Origin of the sequence: Chroococcidiopsis cubana SAG 39.79 (genome assembly GCF_003991895.1) — a bacterium.
Lineage (GTDB): Bacteria > Cyanobacteriota > Cyanobacteriia > Cyanobacteriales > Chroococcidiopsidaceae > Chroococcidiopsis > Chroococcidiopsis thermalis.
The window spans coordinates 3,312-3,690 of the sequence record NZ_RSCK01000120.1 but is presented as its reverse complement, the minus strand read 5'-3'; the positions used below and the strand labels follow the sequence as shown (position 1 = coordinate 3,690).

Annotated in this window: 1 protein-coding gene; it reads left to right on the top strand. The window is 43.5% G+C overall.

Annotated elements, in window-relative coordinates; genetic code table 11:
• On the top strand, positions 1-304 hold a 304-nt coding region (locus tag DSM107010_RS40535; protein ID WP_199755931.1), incomplete at its 5' end, for a hypothetical protein.
• Positions 305-379: the final 75 nt, after the last annotated feature.

The window sequence follows — 379 nt, the reverse complement described above, 5'->3', positions numbered from 1 at the left end:
TGCCGAAGGCAAAGGATATTTAGCAGCCCTGACTGATTCCATACAAGAGGAACAGCGTTTCTGCTCGTGGCTGGCTGGAGGTAGAAGCGATCGCCCAATTGCTATCGAGCCAAATCAATTACTCCAAGCAGTGTTCCAACAATGGAAGCAAGGGCTGGAAGTTCTGTTGAGCGAGAGAGAATTTGTCGCTCATTACATTCAACTTCCGGCTGGAAAAGGAACGTTGAGTGCTTTAGCAGAAGATCGACAAGAGCAACAGGATTTCTATCAATGGCTATCTCAGCCAGAAATAGTGGCGACGTAATCCATTTTTAAATGTTATTTCAGATATTTCATGCGACACAAGTTAGTCAAAGTCAAAAACATTATCAGTCTTTCA